The organism is Larkinella rosea (assembly GCF_003858635.1).
GTDB lineage: Bacteria > Bacteroidota > Bacteroidia > Cytophagales > Spirosomataceae > Larkinella > Larkinella rosea.
Genome location: NZ_RQJO01000008.1, coordinates 685,399 through 706,862, shown reverse-complemented (window position 1 = coordinate 706,862; position 21,464 = coordinate 685,399). Strand labels below are relative to the sequence as shown.

The 21,464-nt window shown below is 55.7% G+C and carries 14 protein-coding genes; 12 read left to right on the top strand and 2 right to left on the bottom strand.

Features of this window, described 5'->3' with window-relative positions:
• Positions 1-121 precede the first annotated feature (121 nt).
• On the bottom strand, positions 122-1,465 hold the full coding sequence (locus tag EHT25_RS11700) for an NAD(P)/FAD-dependent oxidoreductase (protein WP_124874639.1): 1,344 nt from the start codon (positions 1,463-1,465) through the stop codon (positions 122-124).
• A 165-nt stretch (positions 1,466-1,630) separates the two neighbouring features.
• Here EHT25_RS11700 and EHT25_RS11695 point away from each other — a divergent pair, with 165 nt between their 5' ends.
• Together EHT25_RS11695 and EHT25_RS11690 are read left to right on the top strand one after the other, a co-directional pair.
• Positions 1,631-4,027, top strand: a complete 2,397-nt coding sequence (locus tag EHT25_RS11695; RefSeq protein ID WP_229311558.1) for a TonB-dependent receptor — start codon at positions 1,631-1,633, stop codon at positions 4,025-4,027.
• Between the two features lie 4 nt (positions 4,028-4,031).
• Complete coding sequence (locus EHT25_RS11690) at positions 4,032-5,000, top strand: DUF4249 domain-containing protein (protein ID WP_124874635.1); 969 nt, start codon at positions 4,032-4,034, stop codon at positions 4,998-5,000.
• Between the two features lie 90 nt (positions 5,001-5,090).
• Here EHT25_RS11690 and EHT25_RS11685 read toward each other — a convergent pair whose 3' ends face one another.
• Positions 5,091-5,930: a 3-keto-disaccharide hydrolase gene (locus EHT25_RS11685; RefSeq protein ID WP_124874633.1), complete on the bottom strand. Its 840-nt coding sequence runs from the start codon at positions 5,928-5,930 to the stop codon at positions 5,091-5,093.
• 193 nt (positions 5,931-6,123) lie between these two features.
• Between EHT25_RS11685 and EHT25_RS11680 the strand changes: the two genes are divergently transcribed.
• The 10 genes from EHT25_RS11680 (at position 6,124) to EHT25_RS11635 (ending at position 21,346) form a co-directional block, all read left to right on the top strand.
• Complete coding sequence (locus tag EHT25_RS11680; protein ID WP_124874631.1) at positions 6,124-6,798, top strand: response regulator transcription factor; 675 nt, start codon at positions 6,124-6,126, stop codon at positions 6,796-6,798.
• Positions 6,799-6,800: 2 nt separating this feature from the next.
• Positions 6,801-8,207, top strand: coding sequence for a sensor histidine kinase (locus tag EHT25_RS11675; RefSeq protein ID WP_124874629.1), 1,407 nt, complete (start codon positions 6,801-6,803; stop codon positions 8,205-8,207).
• A gap of 65 nt (positions 8,208-8,272) precedes the next feature.
• A complete protein-coding gene (locus EHT25_RS11670) occupies positions 8,273-9,694 on the top strand; it encodes a TolC family protein (RefSeq protein WP_124874627.1) in 1,422 nt (473 codons plus the stop codon).
• Positions 9,695-9,704: 10 nt separating this feature from the next.
• On the top strand, positions 9,705-12,956 hold the full coding sequence (locus tag EHT25_RS11665) for an efflux RND transporter permease subunit (RefSeq protein WP_124874625.1): 3,252 nt from the start codon (positions 9,705-9,707) through the stop codon (positions 12,954-12,956).
• A gap of 21 nt (positions 12,957-12,977) precedes the next feature.
• Positions 12,978-14,111, top strand: coding sequence for an efflux RND transporter periplasmic adaptor subunit (locus tag EHT25_RS11660; protein ID WP_124874623.1), 1,134 nt, complete (start codon positions 12,978-12,980; stop codon positions 14,109-14,111).
• Between the two features lie 21 nt (positions 14,112-14,132).
• The gene (locus EHT25_RS32975; protein ID WP_124874621.1) at positions 14,133-14,360 is read left to right on the top strand and encodes a hypothetical protein; all 228 of its coding nucleotides are present in this window, start codon (positions 14,133-14,135) and stop codon (positions 14,358-14,360) included.
• A gap of 56 nt (positions 14,361-14,416) precedes the next feature.
• A complete protein-coding gene (locus EHT25_RS11650; protein ID WP_124874619.1) occupies positions 14,417-16,900 on the top strand; it encodes a TonB-dependent receptor in 2,484 nt (827 codons plus the stop codon).
• Positions 16,901-16,904: 4 nt separating this feature from the next.
• Positions 16,905-17,798, top strand: a complete 894-nt coding sequence (locus tag EHT25_RS11645) for a DUF4249 domain-containing protein (RefSeq protein WP_124874617.1) — start codon at positions 16,905-16,907, stop codon at positions 17,796-17,798.
• A gap of 116 nt (positions 17,799-17,914) precedes the next feature.
• Entirely contained in the window at positions 17,915-20,365 is a 2,451-nt protein-coding gene (locus EHT25_RS11640; protein ID WP_124874615.1) for a TonB-dependent receptor, read from the top strand.
• A gap of 6 nt (positions 20,366-20,371) precedes the next feature.
• Positions 20,372-21,346: a DUF4249 domain-containing protein gene (locus EHT25_RS11635; RefSeq protein WP_124874613.1), complete on the top strand. Its 975-nt coding sequence runs from the start codon at positions 20,372-20,374 to the stop codon at positions 21,344-21,346.
• Positions 21,347-21,464: the final 118 nt, after the last annotated feature.

Here is a 21,464-nt window from a genome sequence, read left to right as displayed (position 1 = left end):
TAATCTACGATACGATGACGGGTTTGGATTGAAACCGCAATGGATCATTAAGTCACCCTAATTACAACAATAATCATGAATTATCATCGCAGCATCATAGTCATCATCAACATCACCGTAATCATAGTCCGTTTTTCACCACAAACTCCTCGGCCTCTTTCTCATCTTTCCGCACGAAAGGCCTGATGATGAGCCGGGTGCCGCGCTCGTAGGTAAACAGCCGGTAAATCCAGTTGCTCAACACGACCAGTTTGCTCCGGAAACCGATCAGGTAATAAATATGGACGAACAGCCATGCGACCCAGGCAATAAAACCGCCCAGGTGCAGATTTCCCGGCAAATCGGCGACGGCGCGGACACGGCCAATGATCGCCAGTGAGCCTTTGTCGAAATAATCGAATTTGGTCATCGGCTCGTTTCGAATCAGTTTGCGGAGATTTTTCGCCAGATGCTGCCCCTGCTGAATCGCCGGTTGGGCGACGCCGGGATGACCATTCGGCCATTTTTCGGTTTTCATCATCGCAATGTCGCCAATCGCAAAAATGTCGCTGAAACCATCAACCTGATTGAATTCGTTGACCGTCAAACGCCCCCCGCGCGCAATGATTTCTTTCTGAAAACCGTCGATGAGCGCACCCGTCACCCCGGCCGCCCAGACGACGGTCTGCGACCGGATTTGCTCCCCGGTTTTCAGCGTTACCACCTCGCCGTCGTAGGTATCGACCAGCGTTTTCAGTTTGATGATGACACCCAGTTCTTCCAGGTATTTCTGGGTTTTCGCGCTGGCTTCGGGTGACATCGGCGGCAAAACCCGGTCCAGCCCTTCCACGAGGTAAATTTTCATTCTACTGAAATCCAGACCCGGATAATCGCCCGGCAGGACGTGTTTTCGCATTTCGGCCAGCGAACCCGCCATCTCGACGCCCGTTGGTCCGGCCCCGACAATCACGAAATTCAGCAAACTCTCCCGGTTTTCGGGGTCCGTGGTAATGCTGGCCTGCTCGAACGATTGCAGCAACTGGCTGCGGAGGTTCAGCGCTTCGGGAATGGTTTTGAGCGAAAACGAATATTTCTGTACCTGCTCATTGCCGAAAAAGTTGGCTTTCGTGCCGGTTGCGATGACCAGGTAATCGTAATGCAGATCGCCGATCATCGTCTTGACGGTTTTCGCCACCGGATCGACGCCGAGGACACGAACCAGCCGGAAGTGAAAATCCTCGTATTCTTCGTCGAACATCTTGCGGAGCGGCTCCGCAATGGCGTCCGGTTCCAGCCCGGCGGTGGCAACCTGATAGAGCAGCGGCCAGAATCCGTGGTAATTCTGTTTATCAAACATCACAATCTGGAAGTCCTTGCCATTCAGCTTCTTTACCAGATTAAGTCCGCCAAAACCGCCACCGATGACGACCACCCGCGGCTTGGTAGTGGCGGGAATATTGAGCGAAAGTTTATCAAATTTTAACATGGCTGTCGTGTGTTTATCAGGTTGTTACCAAGGTAACCCGGCATTCGCAAAACTGTTAACTTCAGTTAGTGTATACTTTTTAAATGCCTTCTATCGTACTAACAAAGTATAGCAGCTACTAATGCCTGAATGAAGTATTTCTTCCCGTTTTATTTTTTGTTTTTGATGAGTGCGGTCAGTACCTCCGCCCAGTCTCTTTCTGCCCGATCCGTGACCACGGTGAGCGGATATGTTCGGGAGAAAGGGAGCCAGGAAGCGCTCATTGGCGTGAATGTGTACCTGCCCGGCACCTCGACCGGAACCGTCACCAACACCTACGGTTTTTATTCCCTCACGCTTCCGGCACAAGACAGCGTAACGATTGCCTTTTCCTTTGTTGGGTACGAAACCGTCCAGCAATCCATCCCATTTCGCACGAATGCGGAAGTCAATATTGTGCTGACACCCGGCCAGTTGCTGACCGAAGTGGTGGTAACCGGAAACCGCACCGACGAAAAAGTGAGCGAAAGTCCACAGATGAGTAAAATCGACGTCCCCGTTGCGCAGATCAAGAAAATACCGGCTTTTCTGGGCGAAAAAGATGTCCTGAAAGTCTTACAACTCATGCCGGGTGTACAGAAAGGCTCCGAAGGCAGCACCGGCATTTACGTCCGTGGGGGCGGCCCCGACCAGAATCTGATCATTGTCGACGATGCAATCGTTTACAACGCCAATCACCTGTTCGGTTTTTTCTCGGTGTTCAACGGCGATGCGCTCAAAAGCGTGGAGCTGATCAAAGGCGGTTTTCCGGCACGCTACGGCGGGCGGCTGTCGTCGGTGATTGAGATGAACATGAAAGAAGGCAACAAGGAAAAGCTCCATGGCGAGGGCGGTATTGGCCTGATTGCCTCCCGGCTGACGCTCGAAGGACCGTTGACCAAAAAGAAATCGGGGGCTGGTTCGTCGTCGTTTCTGATTTCGGCCCGGCGGACGTACCTCGACGTGGTGGCCCGGCCCATCATCAAGCAGCAAACCGACGGGCAAACCGTGGCCGGTTATTATTTTTACGACCTGAACGCCAAAGCCAATTACGATTTTGGCCCTAAAAACAAGCTGTACCTGAGCGGTTATTTCGGGCAGGACCGGTTTTACGCCGATGACAAAGAAAGCGGCACCAAAATCAACCTTGACTGGGGCAACACCACGGCGACGCTGCGCTGGAATCACCTGTTTTCGCAACGGCTTTTTTCCAATCTTTCGCTGATTTTCAGCAATTATAAATTCCAGATTTCGTCGGACGAAACGGATGCGGTTTCCTCCGATTTTTTCTCGCTGCGTTACAGCTCCGGCATCCGGGATTTTTCGCTGAAGTACGACGTCGATTTTTATCCGTCTCCGCAGCATTCCCTGCGGTTTGGCGTTCAGAGCATTGCGCACCGGTTTACGCCCAGCGCGGTAGTTTTACAGAATACGCTGATCAATCAATACACCACCAAAATCGACGCCATCGACGTGATGGAATCCGGTTTATACGCCGAAGACAACTGGCGGCCCAACGCGCGCTGGCGGATCAATGCCGGGCTTCGACTGAGTCATTTTATTCAGAAACAGGTCAATTATTTCCGGCCGGAACCACGCGTTTCGGCGGCTTACGTTCTGAAACCGTCGCTGTCCGTCAAGGCGTCGTATGCGCTGATGAACCAGTACGTGCATTTGCTTTCCAACACCGGCATCGGTTTGCCGACCGATCTCTGGGTGCCGACGACCGATCAGGTAAAACCGCAGCAATCGCAGCAGATTGCCGTCGGCATCGCGAAGGATTTTGCCGACAAAGGCGCGACGCGGGGTCTCACGCTGACCGTCGAAGGCTATTACAAAACCATGAATAACATCATCAATTACCGCGAGGGCGCCAGTTTTTTGCTCATCAACAGCCCTGAATCGGCCAATCAGGTGCGGTGGGAGGATAACGTGACGGCGGGCAAAGGCTGGTCGTATGGCGCGGAAGTCTTGCTACAGAAAAAACTGGGGCGGTTTACGGGCTGGACCGGTTACACCCTTTCCTGGACGCAGTGGCAGTTTGCGGAACTGAATTTTGGCAGGAAATTTTACCCCCGCTACGACCGGCGGCACGATATTTCGGTAGTCGGGATTTACGAACTCAGCCCGCGCATTACGCTATCGGGAACCTGGGTCTACGGAACCGGAAACGCGCTGACGGTTCCGCTGGCGAAATACCAGGCCACCACGCACCAGGCCAACCCGATTGTCAACAACGACAACTCGTTTATCAATCAATTTTTTGGTTACGGGCGGGCGGTGAACGACTACAGCGAAAAGAACAGTTTCCGCGCCGAAGCGTACCACCGCATGGACATCGGCATTCAGTTTCACAAGAAAAAACGGCACCACGAGCGCACCTGGGAGGTCAGCGTTTACAACCTCTACAACCGCCGGAATCCGTTTTTTTACCAATTAACGACCTTGACGAACGAACAAACCAAGCAGCCGACGAAGACGGTTTTCCAGCGGTATTCGGTTTTTCCCATTGTTCCATCGGTCACGTACGGTTTTAAATTTTAACGGTATGCGATTTTGTTTTTCATCACTGTTGGCGCTGGTGCTACTGGTCATGATGGCCTGTCAGAATCTGGTGACGGAAATTGACCCGTCCAACCTGCCGCAAATTCAGAGCAAACTGGTAGTTAACGGTTATTTATCCCCCCAGGATACGGTTTTGGCTGTTTCGGTTTCGAGTTCGCAAACGGTTTTGGGTGATGTTGCGACGGATTCGGTCAATACGGTTCGGGGTGCGACGGTTACGCTGGCGAGCGAAGGAAAAACCGTTACGCTGGCCTACCATTCCGACCAGCGGGTGTATACCGCCGACGCCCGCCAGTTCCCGATTCAGGCCGGGAAAACCTACACGATTCAGGTCAGTGTGGCGGGTTACGAAACCGTGAGCAGTTCCTGTACGATTCCCCAATCTGTCCCGGTTGCGGAGATCAAACTGGATTCCAACCGGCTCTTTTCCGGTCCCTACATCGACTCCGGCTGGGCGTATACGGTTCGGGCAGTGTGGCAGGACCCGGCGGGTGTGACCAATTATTACCGGATTGCGGGGTACGCCGAGTGCATCAACCGGATTCCGCGCACGCCCACTGCGCACATCGATTCCACGACGCCAAAGGTATTGCTGCGGGGCATCATCGGTTTTGGGCGGCAGGATCAGTTTATCTCCGATCAGAATCAGGACGGGCAGTTGCTGCTTTCGGCGCGTGGCGAGGTGCCGTCTTTTTTCAATTATTCCTTTTACGATGCGCAAACCCAGATGACGTATTCCGGCGATTATCCCTATGCCAAGCCGCTGACGATCCGGGTTTCCGTTCTGCAGACCGACGAAAATTATTTCAACTACCACCGGGCCCGCCAGCAGCAACGGCAGTCGGCAAACAATCCGTTTGCCGAACCGGTCTTGATGCCGACGAATATTTCGGGCGGTTTGGGCTGTTTTGCGGGCTATAACCGTTCGACAAGGGTAGTGCTTGTGAGGTAGATAGGAACGCGGATGTGAAGGATTGAACGGATTTTCACGGATAAAATCTGTTTTGATCCGTTGTATCCGTCGCATCCGCGTTCCTATCAACTATTTCCGGGTTTGCAACTGCCGCAGAACCGTCTGCAACCGCTTCGGGTCATTCAGATAAGGCGACAGATCGAACAGCTCCACTTTGCGGAACTCGACCGGATGGCTTTCGCTTTGCAGCGCGATAAACCCCTGGCGGAGCAATTGCCCGTTTTTTTTCACGGCCGCGTCGTAATGAATGACGTTGCCGCCCCCGATCTGCGGTTTTTCGTAGGTCAGAACCGTGTCGCCTTCCACAATGTGTTTCACCAGCGAGTCGCCCAACACCAGAAATTCGGCGCGAACCCACCGGTCGCCGTGGTAGGTTTTGGATTTAGAGTCGATGCAGTGGGGCGTGAACAGCTTCCCATCCATCACCACATTCGTGCCGGGCGTGCAAAGGTTGGCCGTGTGCCGTTCGTGCTCCCCATCGCCCCCCAGCAATTGCGCTTCGATGGAAATCGGAAAGTCCTGCTCAACACCCATCGTTTTCGGGTCCTGGCAATGCAGCATCGCTCCGCTGTTGCGGATGGCCCAGCCCGGCCCACCCGCTACCTGGTCGCCCACAAACCGGTATTCGACCGCCAGCAGATACGACGAAAACGGTTTTTTGTAGAAAATGTGGCCGAACTGTTCGTCAAAGTTCTTATACTGGTCGTAGCGGACGACCATCTTCCCGTCTTCCACCCGGAACGTATTGCCGAAATTATCGTCGAGCGGGTGTTTCGAAATCTTGACCGACCAGTCTTTCAGGTCTTTGCCATTGAACAGCTGAATCCATTCCTCCGCCTTGGGCTGAGAACAGCCCGGGCGTAAACCGGTAAACAGTAACAAACTGATGAAATAGGATACTAGGCGCATAGTCGTAAAAGGGTCATTTCAGGTATACTCACTGCCCGAAAAAGGCGAAACCAGCGGCACTTTACTGTTTACAGTTTTTTGGAGTCAGTAACGCAGTACTCGTACTGCAACCCGTTGATGAGGCAGTTGTTCCCACAATAGGCTTTTGGGAGATAAACTAGTCCGTGGTTGCAAAAAAACGCATCTTTGGCGTATGAAACTATTGCTGGTAGAAGATGAGGTCAGTGTCGCTTCGTTCATTCGCAAGGGCGTGGAGAGTGAAGGCTATGAAATCGACGTGGCCTACGACGGCCAGATTGGTCAGCGACTGGCCGATCAGAACCTGTATGATGTCATTGTTCTGGACGTCAATCTACCCAAAATCAACGGTTTCGATCTGTGCGCCCACATCAAACAGCAATCGCCCCGGCAAGCGGTTTTGATGCTGACGGCGCTCGACAGTTTGCCCGACAAGGAAAGCGGTTTTGGGGCTGGTGCGGATGATTACCTCGTTAAACCGTTTGAATTCCGCGAACTGATTCTGCGGGTAAAGGCGCTGGGCCGACGAAACAGTGCCTTTTCCGGGCAGAAAACCGTTCTCCGGCTGGCCAATCTGGAGCTGGACACCGAAGCCCGTCGGGTCACCCGCGCCGGACAACCCATTGAATTAACCGCCCGGGAATATGCCCTGCTGGAATACCTGCTGGTCAATCAGGGACGGATTGTCAGCCGGGTAGACATCGCCGAACGGGTTTGGGACCTGCATTTTGACACCAACACCAACGTCATCGACGTTTACATCAATTACCTGCGCAAGAAAATTGACAGGAATTTCGAACCCAAACTGCTGCATACCGTGGTGGGAATGGGCTACGTTTTACGGACGTAATCATGCAGATCAAGCACAAAATCATTCTCTGGTTTGCGTCGCTGGTCGCGTTTATCCTGTTGCTGTTTTCGGTGTATGTCTACAGCACCTACACCGGTTTTCGCCAGCGGGCCATCGAAGACCGGCTTGAGCGCAAGGCCCGGGTGACCGAACAGCTCCTGACGTTGCAGGGAACCGTGGCCGGGAATGTGATTACGTCCATGCCCGAACAGGTCGAATGGGTGTATTCGCCGGCCGACAGCCTGATTTACGCCAGCCAGCGCACCAATGATTTTCGGCCCGACCGGGCTTTTCGGGAGCGGGTTCGACGCCAGCGGCTGGTCCGGTTTAGTTACGAAAGTCCCGGCCACCTGCATCCCAAAGACGGCGTCGCCCTCACCTATCCGGGCCAGGCACCTTCCCCCGACGGGCGTGAGTTTGTGGCCATCGTAACGGCGTACGATCAGGATGGGTACCAGCGGCAGCAAGAACTGCGGGATTTGTTCATTCTCGGCAATGCAGCTGCCATCGTCCTGGTTTTGCTGGCCGGATACGTGTTTTCCCGGCAGGCGCTCAAACCGCTGGTTCACCTCATCAACCAGATCAATGCTCCGGAAGCCGGACGGCCGAATTTTCGCTTACGGCCCGACAATCCGAAGGACGAAGTCGGCGTGATGGCGCAGGCTTTCAACGACTTACTCACACGGCAGGAACGGCTGGTCGAAAATCAGCGGTCGTTCATTGCGCAGGCATCGCACGAGCTGCGAACGCCACTGACAACCATTAAAGGCTGGCTGGAAACCTCCCTGACCTACGATTCGGATACCGACAGCCTGAAGCGCGGGATGGTGCAGGCCGTCAGTGAACTCGACAAACTCACCGCCCTGTCGAACGGTTTGCTCCAGCTGGCCCGGATCGACGACGTGGATGCCCGGATCGACCGTCAACCGCTCGAACTGCTGGAAATCGTGCTCGATGCCGCCGATACGCTCGGTCAGCAACGGGCGGGGCAAACCCTGCTGGTTCAGGTCAGCGACGGTATTCTGCAACAACCCAACCCCATTACCCTGAGCGGAAATGCCTACCTGCTCCATACCGCGCTGTTGAACCTGCTGGACAATGCCGTCAAGTATTCGGCCGGAAAACCGGTTTCGCTCTCGGTCGATATGGACACCGAAGAACGGGTTCGCATCCGAATTGAGGATCAGGGCATTGGACTTAAATCGGGCGAGGAAGATCAGATTTTTCTGCCGCTGGTTCGGGGGACAAACGTGGCTTCCATCGAAGGGTTTGGCATCGGACTGACGCTGGCCCAGCGCATCATTGTGCTCCATCACGGTACGTTGCGGTTGCTCGACCGCCCCGGCGGTGGCACCATTGCCGAGATCATTCTGCCGCTGCCAATCGGTCCGGGTTCTAATGTCATCTAATTTGGCTCTAATTTCGTTCTAATCTCGATCAGGTAGGTTTGTCAATATCCCTAATCCGGAATGGCATGCTTACCAAGATAAAAAAATACCGCTGGCTTTTACCAGTCTGGATCAGTTGCTGGGCGAGCCTGGGCTGGGCGCAGCCGCCAACGCCCGACCGACTTACCTTAATCCAGGCACTGGAACTAGCGCGGACCAATTATCCGAGTCTGCGCAGCAAACTGGCGACCATCCGGGCCGCCGAAGCCGATCAACAGGGTTTGCTGCAATCGTTTCTGCCACAGGCCGGGGTGCAGGCTCAGTTGCTCAATGCCACTTCAAATCAGGTGCGGGGGGCTTACATTTCCAACGGTGGGTTACTCCTGCCCATTTCCGGCGTCCGAACGGATGATTTCAATGGCAAAGCCGCCTGGAGCAGCGGCACGTCGATGGTCGTTGACTGGGAAGCCGTTACGTTTGGACGTCGACAGGCCCGGCGGCAGCAGGCCCAACTAACCATCGAACAGGCGCAGGCCGATTACGAAGGCGAATTATTTACGCATCAGGTGCGGGTTTGCGATGCTTACCTGCTGGCGCTGAATGCCCGGAAAGCCGTGGCGCTGCAAACCGTCAATCTGGAGCGGGCGCAGGCGCTGCAAACGATCATTCGGGCCAGCACCGAAGGCGGTTTACGACCCGGGATCGACAGCGCCGTGTCCAATACGGAAGTCGCCCGCGCCCGCTTGCAGGTACTGGAAAGTCAGCAGATTGCCCAGCAACAGGTGCTGCGGTTAACCGAACTGGTGGGGCAGCCCAACCCGGCCGTCGAGCTGGATTCCGTGGTTTTCTACGACCGATTGCCGCTGCTGTCGGCCCCGGCCGCTTCCAGCAGCCTTCACCCCCAGCTCCGGGTTTTCCAGAAAGGACTGGAACTCAGTCAGGCCAACGTCAACTGGCTGAAAACCACTGCCTTACCGTCGGTTTCGCTCCTTGGTTCGTTGCAGGGCCGGGGATCGGGCATCGGCAAGAGTCCCGAAGCCGACGGAACGTTCCGGATTGATCCTTCGCTGGGCGCCGGTTTGCCATTGCGGTCTTTTAATTACATCGTGGGCGTCACGGCCATCTGGCGACCCACCGATTTGTTCCGCACCAGATACGCCCTGAACGCGCAACGCGAACGGATTAACGCCTTCCAGCAGAATTACAACCAGCAAGCGCTGGCGCTCAAAACCGCCGATCAGAATGCAAGACTGCAACTGGAACTGGCCGGGCTCCGCGCCCAGCAGGCTCCCCTGCAACTGGATGCCGCCCGGCAGGCTTACGGACAGGCGCAGGCTCGCTACGAATCCGGTCTGGACAACATTCTGACGCTGACCCAGGCCACCGCACTGCTCAACCGCGCCGAAGTGGATCAGGCCCTGACCACCAACAGCGTCTGGCGGGCGCTGCTGCTGCGGGCGGCCACCGCCGGTGATCTGGATTCTTTTTTACAACAACTGCCCCGCTAACCTCATCGCTATGCTGAAAACTGCCTTAGCCAAACCCATTACAGTCATCGTCGCGATCGTGGGCGTCGTGGTCTTTGCGATCCTGGCTTTACTGAAAATACCGGTCGATATTTTTCCCGCCCTGAATCTGCCGACCATTTACATTGCCCAGCCTTACGGCGGGATGACACCCGCCCAAATGGAAGGATTTATTGCTACCCGCTACCAGAACCAGTTACTCTATGTTTCGGGGATCAAGGCCGTGGAGGTCAAGAATATTCAGGGGCTTTGTCTGGTCAAGTGCACGTTTTACGAAGACGTGAACATGGCGCAGGTTTCCGGTGAGGTGGCCAATCAGGTCAGTCGGGTCATGAATTACCTGCCGCCGGGCACCGTGCCGCCGACGGTGGTACGCTTCGATGCGTCGAGTTTGCCGGTCGGACAGTTGGTGTTCAGCAGCCGCCGGGCGTCGCTGGGCGAAATGCAGGACCTGGCTTCGACCCGCATCCGTCCCTTATTCTCCCAGATTCCGGGCGCGTCGGCTCCCCCGCCCTTCGGCGGAAACGAACGAACCGTGGTGGTGCGCGTATCCCCCGAACGCATGCGGAGTTACGAACTGACACCCGACGAAATCGTTCAGGCAGTGGTGAAAAACAACCAGATTTCGCCCGCCGGAAGTGTCCGGATTGGCGATTACACGGTGATGACTCCCAGCAATACCGTCCTCGACAAAGTCGATGAGTTCATGAACGTGCCGCTCCGCAAGGGCGTCGGCCCGACGGTTTTTCTGCGCGATGTGGCCACGGTGGAAGATGCCACCGACGTGCCGGTGGGGTACGCGCTGGTCAACGGCAAGCGGTCGGTGTATATTCCGGTGACCAAAACCGCCGACGCGTCGACGATGAGCGTCGTGAACGCCCTAAAGGCCCGACTCTCCGAAATGAAAGCGCTGCTACCGGACGATGTGCAGCTTACGTACGAGTTTGACCAGTCCAGGTACGTGACGCAGGCCGTGCACAGCCTGGCCGTTGAGGGCGGTTTAGGGGCGGTTTTGACCGGTTTGATGGTGCTATTGTTTCTGGGCGACTGGCGGAGTTCGCTGATCGTGATTCTCACCATCCCGGTTTCCATCCTGGCGGCCATTCTGCTGCTGAATCTCACCGGCCAGACGATCAACATCATGACGCTGTCGGGGCTGGCGCTGGCCATCGGGATTCTGGTCGATCAGGCCACCGTCGTGATCGAAAACATTCACCAGCACCTGGAAATGGGCAAACCCAAAGCCCGGGCCATTCTGGATGCCTGCCAGGAAGTGGCGTTTCCGCTGCTCCTGATCACCTTGTGTATTCTGGCGGTTTTTGCGCCTGCATTCCTGATGAATGGCGTGCCCCGGGGCATGTTTCTGCCCCTGTCGCTGTCGGTCGGTTTTACCATCATCGTGTCGTACATCCTGTCGCAAACCTTCGTGCCGGTTGTCTCGAACTGGTGGCTGAAAAACCACGTCCATGCCGCCCCGCACGACCTGAGCATTTTACCCGATTTAACAAACGGGCAGGAAACGCAGCAGGAACGGTACGAAAACCGCCATCCCACCAAAGTAAGCGGTTTTGAGCGATTCAAGCTCGGCTACCTCCGGTTGCTGGACGGCCTGATGGGTCGGCGGGTGCTGGTGATAACGGTATACGGCCTGCTGTGTGCGGTTTTGATTGGTGTCGGTTTTACGCAGATCGGGCAGGATATGATGCCCCGGCAGAACCACGCCCGCCAGTTTCAGGTCCGGATTGTGGGGCCACAGGGGTTGCGCATCGAACGAACGGAAGAGCTGACCAAACAGGTGATTCAACAAATTGGCGACATTGTCGGCAACAAGAATATCGCCATTTCGTCGGCCTTTGTGGGCATGACGCCCTCCAGCTACGGAACCAGCGCCCTGTACGTATTCAATTCGGGACCGCACGAAGCGGTTTTGCAGGTGAACCTTTCCGACGCATACGAGGTTCGGTCGCTCGACGCCCTGAAGGAGCAAATCCGTCGGCGCGTCCGGCAGAAGCTACCCAACGTCCGGCTTTCGTTCGAACCCATCGACCTGACCGACAAGATCATGAGCCAGGGTGCGCAGACGCCGATCGAAATTCTGGTGGGCGGTAAAGACCTGAAGGAAGGGCAACACTACGCCAACCGGCTGCTGGCGCGGCTGCGGGAAATACCGTACCTGCGGGATCGGCGCATCAACCAGCCCCTGAGTTACCCGACGGTTCAGATTCAGGTGGATCGGGAGCGGGCCGCACAACTGGGCCTGAGTACCGACGAAATTGCGAAATCGCTGGTGGCCGCCACTTCGTCGAGCCGGTTTACGGCCAAAAACCTCTGGCTCGATCAGTCAAAAGGGTTTGCCTACCAGGTTCAGATTGAGCTGGAACAGGAACATATGAAGTCGGTGGCGGATATTCAGAGCATTCCGCTCGTGAAAGGCCAGCTCCGCCCCACGCTGGGCGACGTTGCCACCATCCGGCCCACCAACGTGCCGGGGCAATACGACCGGATTGGTCCCCGGCGCATCATTACCGTTTCGGCCAATGTCAACAACACGGATTTGGGCACGGCCACGCGGGATGTGCAGGCGGCAATCAAGGCGGCTGGCGAACCGCCGAAGGGTTCGGTGGTCGAACTGCGCGGACTGGCCCAACTGCTTCAGGAAACGCTAAGTAGCCTGCAATTCGGTTTGGGACTGGCCATCGTCGTAATCTTTCTGCTGCTGGCGGCTAATTACCAGTCGTTTAAAGTCGCGGCCGTTGTGTTGGTAAGCGTACCCGCGGTGCTGGCGGGTTCCCTGACGCTTTTGCTGACAACCGGACAGACGTTGAATCTGCAATCGTACATGGGAATCATTATGTCGGTCGGGGTTTCGGTGGCCAACGCCCTGCTGCTGGTGACCAACGCCGAATCGCTGCGAATCCGGTACCGCGACGCCAAAGCAGCAGCGCGGGTGGCCGGGGCGGCCCGCTTACGGCCCATTCTGATGACGGCGCTTGCCATGATTGCCGGGATGATTCCGATGGCCAGCGGCCTCGGCGAATCCGGGGAGCAAACCGCCCCGCTGGGCCGGGCCGTCATCGGCGGTCTGCTGTTTTCCACGATTGCCGCCCTGCTGATTCTGCCGGTGGTTTTTGCGAGTGTGCAGCGTCGCACCCACTTCGATTCGCCCTCGCTCGATCCCGACGATCCGGACAGCACGGTTTTCGATGGAAACCGCTCCGAAACTGCCGTTCTTGAAACTGTTTAACGCCTTGAAACGATCAAAACCATGTTATTTCCTGCGCATATCCGACCTTATGTAAGCCTGCTGCTGTTAGCGGGCTCCGGTTTATTTTTGAACAGTTGTGGCGATTCATCGGCGGAAAACAACCGAATGGCGGAGGTTCCGCTCGATGAAGAAATTCGCTACGAAGCCGTCCGACTCACGGCGTCCCAACCCACGCGGGAGCTCAACCTGCCGGGCGAACTGGAAAGTTATTACGAAACCGACCTCTATCCGCGCGTCAGCAGTTACGTCAAAGCGCTCCACGCCGACATTGGCGATCGGGTCAGTCAGGGACAGGTGCTGGCCGAACTGGAAGCGCCGGAACTGACGGCCAACCTCACCGAAGCGTATTCGAAAGTCAAAGCCGCCGAAGCCGTTTACGGCGCCAGCAAAGGCACCTACCAGCGGGTGTTGCGGACGAGCAAAACCCTCGGCGCCATTTCGCCGGTGGATCTGGATGCCGCCCGGACCAAAGCGGTTTCGGACAGTCTGGCGGTGGTTGCGGCCAACGCTCACTACAGCTCGGTGCAGCAACTGGTGAGCTACCTGAAAATAACCGCTCCGTTTTCGGGCGTTATTACCGACCGGCGGCTGTCACCCGGCGCGTTTGTGGGGCCGGGCGGACAAAACGGCGTTCCCATCCTGAAAATCAAGCAACTCGACCGGCTGCGGCTCCGCATTGCGGTTCCGGAAGCGTACCTGGGCGATATCCGGCGCGGAAATCCGGTGCAATTCGCCGTGCGGAGTTTTCCCAATCAAACCTTTACCGGGCGCATCAGCCGCGTTGCCAACAGCGTACGGCCCGAAACCCGTTCCGAGTTGGTGGAAATTGATTTCCAGAACAAGGGCGGCAAGCTCAAACCGGGGATGTTTGCCTCGGCCCGGCTGCCGGTCAGTTCTTCGGGCGAAGGGAGCATGTACGTGCCCAAGTCGGCCGTGATCAGCACAATGGATCGCACATTTGTCATAAAAGTGGTCAACGGAAAAGCCGTGCGAACCACCGTTCAGAAGGGCGACGATGCCGCCGGGCAGACGCAGGTGTTTGGCGACCTGAAACCGGGGGAAGTGATTTTGAAAACCGCCAGCGAGGAAATGGCCGACGGGGCCTCTGTTCACATACAGGAGGTGAAAGGGTAATAATGCACGGCACGTCGGCGAATGAACAGACGTAAGTTCGATGGCGATCTGTTTTCTGTTCGGCGGCTTTGCGGTAAAATCCGTTATAAAGTACGAATTCAACGCGAACCTGTGCCGGGCTCAGAAGCAGACTCGTCTGCTTATCTGTACAAGGTAGAAAAACCATGGCGACCAAACCGGACCTCCGCTCCTGAAAACCGCCCGGACATCAACGGCTTATTTCGCAAACGGAACTGGCAGAACGAGTGAATAAATGCTGATTAATCGTATCTTGGGTAACTCATTTACCATCTCTCTTTTAGCGAATGAAACGGCTGTTTGCGGTGCTGTGCCTTCTGTTTTGCGGCTTCAGCAGTCCGGGGCAGATCCGCCATACCGTCAGCGGTTTCGTTTATGAAGAAGGCCCCGGCAAAGCCCTCGGTGGCGTGAACGTCTATACGCCCGATCGAAGCTACGGAACCGTCACCGACCCGAGCGGTTTTTTCACGTTAACCCTGCCCGCTCAGGACAGTCTGACGCTGGTTTTTTCGTTCGTAGGCTACCAGCCGTTCCGGCAAACCGTTTCTTTCCGCACCCCGCAGCACCTCCGGGTCTTTTTATCCGTTGGTCAACTCCTGCGCGAATTAACCGTCCGTTCCGCTTCGGCCGATCGATCGGTCAGTGAGGTTCCGCAGATGAGTCAGCATCAGATTTCGGCCAGTCAACTTGAAAAAATACCGGCTTTATTGGGCGAAAAAGACGTTTTGCGGGTTTTGCAACTGTTGCCGGGTGTTCAGAAAGGTTCGGAGGGAAACACCGGCATTTACGTGCGCGGGGGTGGCCCCGATCAGAATCTGATTTTGCTCGATGAAGCCGTTATCTACAATTCCGGGCATTTGCTGGGCTTTTTTTCGGCCTTCAATGGCGGTGTCGTCCGGAATGTCGAATTGACCAAGGGCGGTTTTCCGGCGCGGTTTGGCGGACGGCTTTCGTCGGTGATCGAGGTCAATACGAAAGAAGGAAATTCGGAAAAACGGACCGGAGAAGCCAGTCTCGGACTGGTTTCGTCGCGACTGATGCTGGAAGGGCCGCTCGGTAAAAAACGCACTTCGAACCATCCGGCCTCTTTTCTGATTGCGGGACGCCGAACGTATATCGATCTCGTCACCCGCCCGTTTGCCGCTTCAACGCCGGAATCCACCCAGAGCAACACCTATTTTTACGATCTGAATGCCCGGCTGGCTATTCCGCTGGGCCGAAAAGACCGGTTTTTCCTGAGCGGTTTTGCGAGTCGGGATGCGTTTGTCAATCGCCAGAAGTCGGGGAGCAGCCCATTGCAGGGCAATTTGAATTGGCGCAACGCAACCGCTACCTTTCGCTGGAACCACCTGATTACCGAACGGGCGTTTACCAATCTATCGTTCATTTACAACCAGTACCACCTGAATGTCGCCAACGAAGGCGTCGGCCTCCGCGACACAAGCAGCCTGCGGTATGCGTTGCGCTACCGGTCCGGCATTCGGGATCTTTCGCTGAAATACGCGGTCGATTATTTCCCGGCCCATCACCAATTCCGCTTCGGCTTTCAGGCAACGCAACACCGGTTTACACCCGGTGCCGTTGTGACCACGGGCGATGTCGATCCCACGGCCCCCCGCCTGTTCATCGACGCCCTGGAATCCGGTTTATACGCCGAAGATACCTGGCGACCAGCCGCCCGCTGGAACGTAAACGCCGGTTTTCGGCTCAGCCATTTTCTACTGATTCAAACCGGTTTGTTACCCCAAACCGGAAAACCGATCGGCCAGCCGGAAGGCACATCGTCCCGCGCCGGGCGACCCATTCAGTATCTGCGCCCCGAGCCCCGGCTATCGGTGGCCTACCAGGTAAAACCGTCTTTTTCGGTCAAGGCGTCGTATGCGCTGATGAATCAGTTTACACATCTGCTGTCGAACAACGGCACCGGTTTGCCCGCCGACCTCTGGATTCCGACCACCAACCGGCTTCGCCCGCAGCAGGCCCGGCAGGTTGCCGTTGGGCTGGCCAAAGACTTTATTCAGGCCGATCGCCCCGGCCGAAATCTGGCCGTTACGCTGGAAGGGTACTATAAAATCCTTAGTAACAGCCTCAGTTACGTCGAAGGCGCCAGTTTTTTGCAGGAAGCATCCGTGCAACCGGCCGACGACAAACCCTGGGAAAACAACATTACGTCCGGGCGCGGCTGGTCGTACGGCGGAGAATTTCTGATCCAGAAAAAAACCGGTCGGCTTTCGGGCTGGCTGGGCTACACCCTTTCCTGGGCCTGGTCGCAGTTTCCGGGCCTGAACGGTGGATTGAAATTCCACCCGCGCTACGACCGGCGGCACGACGCGTCGATTGTTGGAATGTACGAGCTAAAACCGGGCGTTACGTTTTCCTGGACCTGGGTGTATGGCACCGGGCAGGCCCTCACGCTGCCGATCTCCCGGTTTTCCGGTTACGAAAACCGCCCGACTTCCGCCGTAAATTCCGGCAATGCCGCGCAACAACTGTTTGGTACCGCGCCCAATGTCAAAGAATACGGTGGGCGGAATAGTTTCCGGACCGAAGCCTATCACCGGCTGGATGTCGGCTTTCGGTTTCAAAAGCAGCGAAAGCGGTTTGCGCGGACCTGGGAAGTTGGCGTTTACAACGTTTACAACCGCCGAAATCTCTTTTATTATTCGCTGGAAGGGAAAGATCAGGGCGTTGGCAAACACTCCAAAAGTGTCCTATACAAATATTCGCTGTTTCCGGTGGTTCCTTCGTTCAGCTATACGATTTCGTTCTAAGGAGATGAAAAGATTGGGATGGTTTTTATGGACGGTTTTTCTGATTTCCTGCCAGAATCTGCGTCAGGAAGTCGAACCACAGCAGCTGGCGGATCAACCGGTCAAGCTGATTGTCGCCTGTTTTATTTCGCCACAGGATACGGTTTTGGCCGCTAAAGTGGCCCGTTCGCGCCCCATTCTCGATAACGAAACCGTCACCAATCTGGAGATTTCCACCGCCACGGTCACCCTGCAAACCGGTTCGCGCAGCGTGGTTCTCGCGTATCATTCCAAACTCCGCTACTACCGGGCCGATCCGAACCAGTTTCCCATTCGGGCCGGAGAGACGTATCAACTAACCGTGCAAACGCCGGATGGGCAGCGCGTGGAAGCCACGACAACCGTCCCGGTTTCGGTTCAGTTGCAGCAGATTCGGCTCGACTCGGAAGTGGTTCTGGAAAATGAAGTGCAGCGAAAACGTCTGTTTGCGCGGTTTTTCTGGTCCGATGCCGCCCATCAAACCGATTATTACGCTGCGGAAGGGATCTTCACGTACCGCTGCCCTGGCTGCACTCCGCCAAAGACAGTCCGCCAGGCCGTTCAGTTTGTCACCAACCGGTTTTACACCGATCCGGAAAGTAGCGCCCAACCGATGGTTTCCGAAAAAGGATACCTGGGTGTTTCCATTCCGATCAATCAGCGGTTTTTCCCCGGCGTTTTTAGCAAACCGTTCATTCTGACGGCGGATTTGCTGCACCTGAGTCCGGACTATTACCGCTACCACGAAGCGCTGGAACGACAGCAGCAAACCAGCACCAATCCGTTTGCCGAACCGGTCCCGATTCCGACCAACATTGCGGGCGGTTTAGGTTGTTTCGGGGCGTACAACCGCTCCACCATGACGTTGACGCTGAAATAAGTTACGCACATCCTAGCCTTTATTCCATTTCATAAAATCTGTTAACTTCCAACCTTTCCATACTTTTCCGTCTCCTTCATCGTATAACAAGCGAAATCCATCCACTCGCCTTATTCATGAAGCATCCGTTACTGTCTCTGTTTTTTCTGGTATGGTATGGCCTTTCGGCAAGCGCGCAAAGCCCGGCAAACCGGTCTACCGTTAGCGGTTATGTTCGTGAAAAAGGCAGCCAGGAAGCCCTGATTGGCGTCAATGTGTACCTGCCCGGTACCTCAACCGGCACCACCACCAACACCTACGGTTTTTATTCCCTGACGCTCCCGGCGCAAGACAGCGTTGTGCTGGCGTTTTCGTTCGTAGGTTACGAATCCGTGCAGCAAACCGTCTTTTTCCAACGAAATACCGAACTGAACATCCAGCTCATGCCCGGTCGGATGCTGTCGGAAGTGACCGTAACCGGCAATCGTTCCGGCGAAGAGAAAGTCAGTGAAAGCGCGCGCATGAGTACCATCGACGTGCCGATCGACCAGATCAAGAAAATACCGGCATTTCTGGGGGAAAAGGATGTTTTGAAGGTCCTGCAACTGATGCCGGGCGTGCAGAAAGGCTCCGAGGGCAGCACCGGCATTTACGTGCGCGGGGGCGGCCCCGACCAGAATCTGGTCGTTATGGACGATGCCGTGGTCTACAACGCCAATCACCTCTTCGGTTTTTTCTCGGTGTTCAACGGCGATGCGCTCAAAAGCGTGGAGCTGATCAAAGGCGGTTTTCCGGCACGCTACGGCGGGCGGCTGTCGTCGGTGATTGAGATGAACATGAAAGAAGGCAACAAGGAAAAGCTCCATGGCGAGGGCGGTATTGGCCTGATTGCCTCCCGGCTGACGCTCGAAGGACCCATTCAGAAAGGCAAGTCGTCGTTTCTGGTGTCGGCCCGCCGGACGTACCTCGACGTGCTGGCGCGGCCGTTGATCCGGGCCGAAAGCAAGGGCGAAGCGATGGCCGGTTATTATTTCTACGACCTGAACGCCAAAGTCAACTATGATTTTGGCCGGAAAGACAAGGTTTACCTGAGCGGTTATTTTGGCCGCGACCGGTTTTTCGCCCGCGAAACGCCGAAGAAAGAAGTGTCTGACAAAACCAGCGCCGGGTTGTTCTGGGGCAACGGCACGGGAACGCTGCGCTGGAATCACCTTTTCTCCGAAAAACTGTTCTCCAATGCGTCGCTGATTTTCAGCAATTATACCTTTCAGATTTTTTCGGATCAGGAATCAACCCGGCGCAACGGCAATGCGCTCGAAACCGAGACCTACCAACTTCGTTACAATTCCGGCATTCGGGACGTGGCGTTTAAATACGACCTCGATTTTTACCCCAATCCCCGGCATTCGGTCCGGTTTGGTTTGCAGACCACGAACCACAAATTTACGCCCAGCGCCATTGTTCTGAAAGACACGGAGGCCGAGCAATTCCGCACCGAAGTGGATGCGATCCGGGTGCAGGAATCGGGCGTTTATGCCGAAGACACCTGGAAACCCAACGAACGCTGGCGGGTGAATGGCGGTTTTCGGCTGAGTCTTTTCCAGCACAAAGCCGTGAATTACCTCCGGCCCGAACCGCGCCTTTCGGCGGCTTTTGTGCTGAAACCGGATTTCTCGTTCAAGGCGTCGTATGCGCTGATGAATCAGTACGTTCACCTGCTGTCGAACACCGGCATTGGCCTGCCGACGGATTTGTGGGTGCCCACCACCGACCGCATCAAACCGCAACAGTCGGAGCAGATTGCGGCCGGTTTTGCCAAAGATTTTACGAAAGCGGGCAGTTTGTTTCGGGGCATGACGCTGACCGTGGAAGGCTATTACAAGACGATGAAAAACATCATCAACTACCGCGAAGGCGCCAGTTTTTTACTCATCGGCAACCCGGAATCGGCCAATGAAGTGCGGTGGGAAGACAACGTGACGGCGGGCAAGGGCTGGTCGTACGGCGCAGAAGTGTTACTGCAAAAGAAAGTCGGGCGGTTTTCGGGCTGGCTGGGTTACACGCTGTCGTGGACGCAGTGGCAGTTTCCGGAGCTGAATTTCGGGAAGAAGTTTTTCCCGCGTTACGACCGGCGGCACGACATTTCGGTGGTCGGTATTTATGAACTCAGCCCGCGCATTACGTTGTCGGGCACCTGGGTTTACGGCACCGGCAATGCCCTGACGGTTCCGCTGGCCGAATATTCGCCCCGCCCTCACCAGCCGGTCAATAACCCCTCGAATGGGTATTATCCAGGCGGTTTTATTCCCTTTTTCGGTCAGACGGCCAACGATTACGGACCCAAAAACAGTTTCCGGGCGGAACCGTATCACCGCATGGATTTTGGCATTCAGTTTCACAAAAAGAAACGCCACCACGAGCGCACCTGGGAGTTCAGCGTTTACAACCTGTATAACCGCCGGAATCCGTTCTTTTATGCCCTGCAAACGAAAGCGGGGGAAACGCCGACCGCACCGTCGACGACGGTTTTGAAGCGGTATTCTGTTTTTCCGGTAGTTCCGTCCTTTAGTTATAATTTCAAGTTCTAGATCGATATGCGGTTTTTACTCTTTCTCCTCCTCGCCGGTTTACTGGTTTCGCTGACGGCCTGCGAAAGCCTCATCAATGAGGTCGATCCGGATCGTTTGCCAACGGTTGAACGGAAGCTGGCCGTTCAGTGCTACATTTCTCCGCAGGATTCGCTCCTGATGGCCACCGTCACGCTATCGCAGCCGGTTTTGGAACCAAGAAATTCAGCGATTTCGAGTGAAATAAAAGTCGTTTTAACGGAAGGGAACCGGTCCATCGAACTGAAATACGATCCGAAGCAGTACGCCCACGTTGCTGATTCCCGGCTGTTCCCGATCGTAGCCGGAAAAACGTACCGGTTAGCCGTGCAATGGCGCGAGCTGTCGGCTTCGGCCTCCTGTACGGTGCCGGAAGCGGTTCCGATTACGTCGGCCCGGCTGGATTCAACGCGGGAGTCGAACAACTGGGGTGGTGGTTCATCCCGCTGGATTTACGACGCCCGGCTGACCTGGAAGGATCCGGTGGGCCAGGCCGATTATTACCGGGTTGCGGGTGAACTCCGGGCCAATCAGTGGGTGACGCTGAGCCGGTACGTAGCGGGGCAAAGTCGGCCCGATACCTTTCAACGGCGGCTTTTCATGCAATCCCCGCTTTTTTTTGACGCGACCAGCCAGCATATTTCCGATCTGAGTCAGGACGGCCAGTCCATTACTTCACCGAAAGGGAATCTGCCGAACTACCTCAGTTATACCTATTTCGATAGCCTGAGCAATGGGTCCTATAACGGTTATATCCCGCTCACCCAACGCCCGGTTTCGGTCAGTGTCATGCTGCTGCACGTGGATAAAAATTATTACGATTATCACCGAACCCTTCAGCAACAGGGCGATATCGAAGGCAATCCGTTTGCGGAACCGGTTTTAATTCCCACGAACATCACGGGCGGCCTGGGCTGCTTTGCCGCGTATAACCGCACGACGATGACAATTAGTCTGAACTAAGAAAGGCCTGCCCCGCACGGTATATGTTGGCTATTTTCAGAGATATGATCCTACATTTGTCAGGGATGACAACTCTCTTTCAGCATTGCGATGTTCAGGCTTATTTACACCGTTTTCT

Bases quoted from the DNA above. Each gene is read 5' to 3' on its own strand.
- EHT25_RS11635 (WP_124874613.1), top strand. From the start codon at position 20,372: ATGCGGTTTTTACTCTTTCTCCTCCTCGCCGGTTTACTGGTTTCGCTG.
- EHT25_RS11645 (WP_124874617.1), top strand. From the start codon at position 16,905: ATGAAAAGATTGGGATGGTTTTTATGGACGGTTTTTCTGATTTCCTGC.
- EHT25_RS11680 (WP_124874631.1), top strand. From the start codon at position 6,124: ATGAAACTATTGCTGGTAGAAGATGAGGTCAGTGTCGCTTCGTTCATT.
- EHT25_RS11665 (WP_124874625.1), top strand. From the start codon at position 9,705: ATGCTGAAAACTGCCTTAGCCAAACCCATTACAGTCATCGTCGCGATC.
- EHT25_RS11640 (WP_124874615.1), top strand. From the start codon at position 17,915: ATGAAGCATCCGTTACTGTCTCTGTTTTTTCTGGTATGGTATGGCCTT.
- EHT25_RS11660 (WP_124874623.1), top strand. From the start codon at position 12,978: ATGTTATTTCCTGCGCATATCCGACCTTATGTAAGCCTGCTGCTGTTA.
- EHT25_RS11690 (WP_124874635.1), top strand. From the start codon at position 4,032: ATGCGATTTTGTTTTTCATCACTGTTGGCGCTGGTGCTACTGGTCATG.
- EHT25_RS11685 (WP_124874633.1), bottom strand. From the start codon at position 5,930: ATGCGCCTAGTATCCTATTTCATCAGTTTGTTACTGTTTACCGGTTTA.
- EHT25_RS32975 (WP_124874621.1), top strand. From the start codon at position 14,133: ATGAACAGACGTAAGTTCGATGGCGATCTGTTTTCTGTTCGGCGGCTT.
- EHT25_RS11670 (WP_124874627.1), top strand. From the start codon at position 8,273: ATGCTTACCAAGATAAAAAAATACCGCTGGCTTTTACCAGTCTGGATC.
- EHT25_RS11675 (WP_124874629.1), top strand. From the start codon at position 6,801: ATGCAGATCAAGCACAAAATCATTCTCTGGTTTGCGTCGCTGGTCGCG.
- EHT25_RS11700 (WP_124874639.1), bottom strand. From the start codon at position 1,465: ATGTTAAAATTTGATAAACTTTCGCTCAATATTCCCGCCACTACCAAG.
- EHT25_RS11695 (WP_229311558.1), top strand. From the start codon at position 1,631: ATGAGTGCGGTCAGTACCTCCGCCCAGTCTCTTTCTGCCCGATCCGTG.
- EHT25_RS11650 (WP_124874619.1), top strand. From the start codon at position 14,417: ATGAAACGGCTGTTTGCGGTGCTGTGCCTTCTGTTTTGCGGCTTCAGC.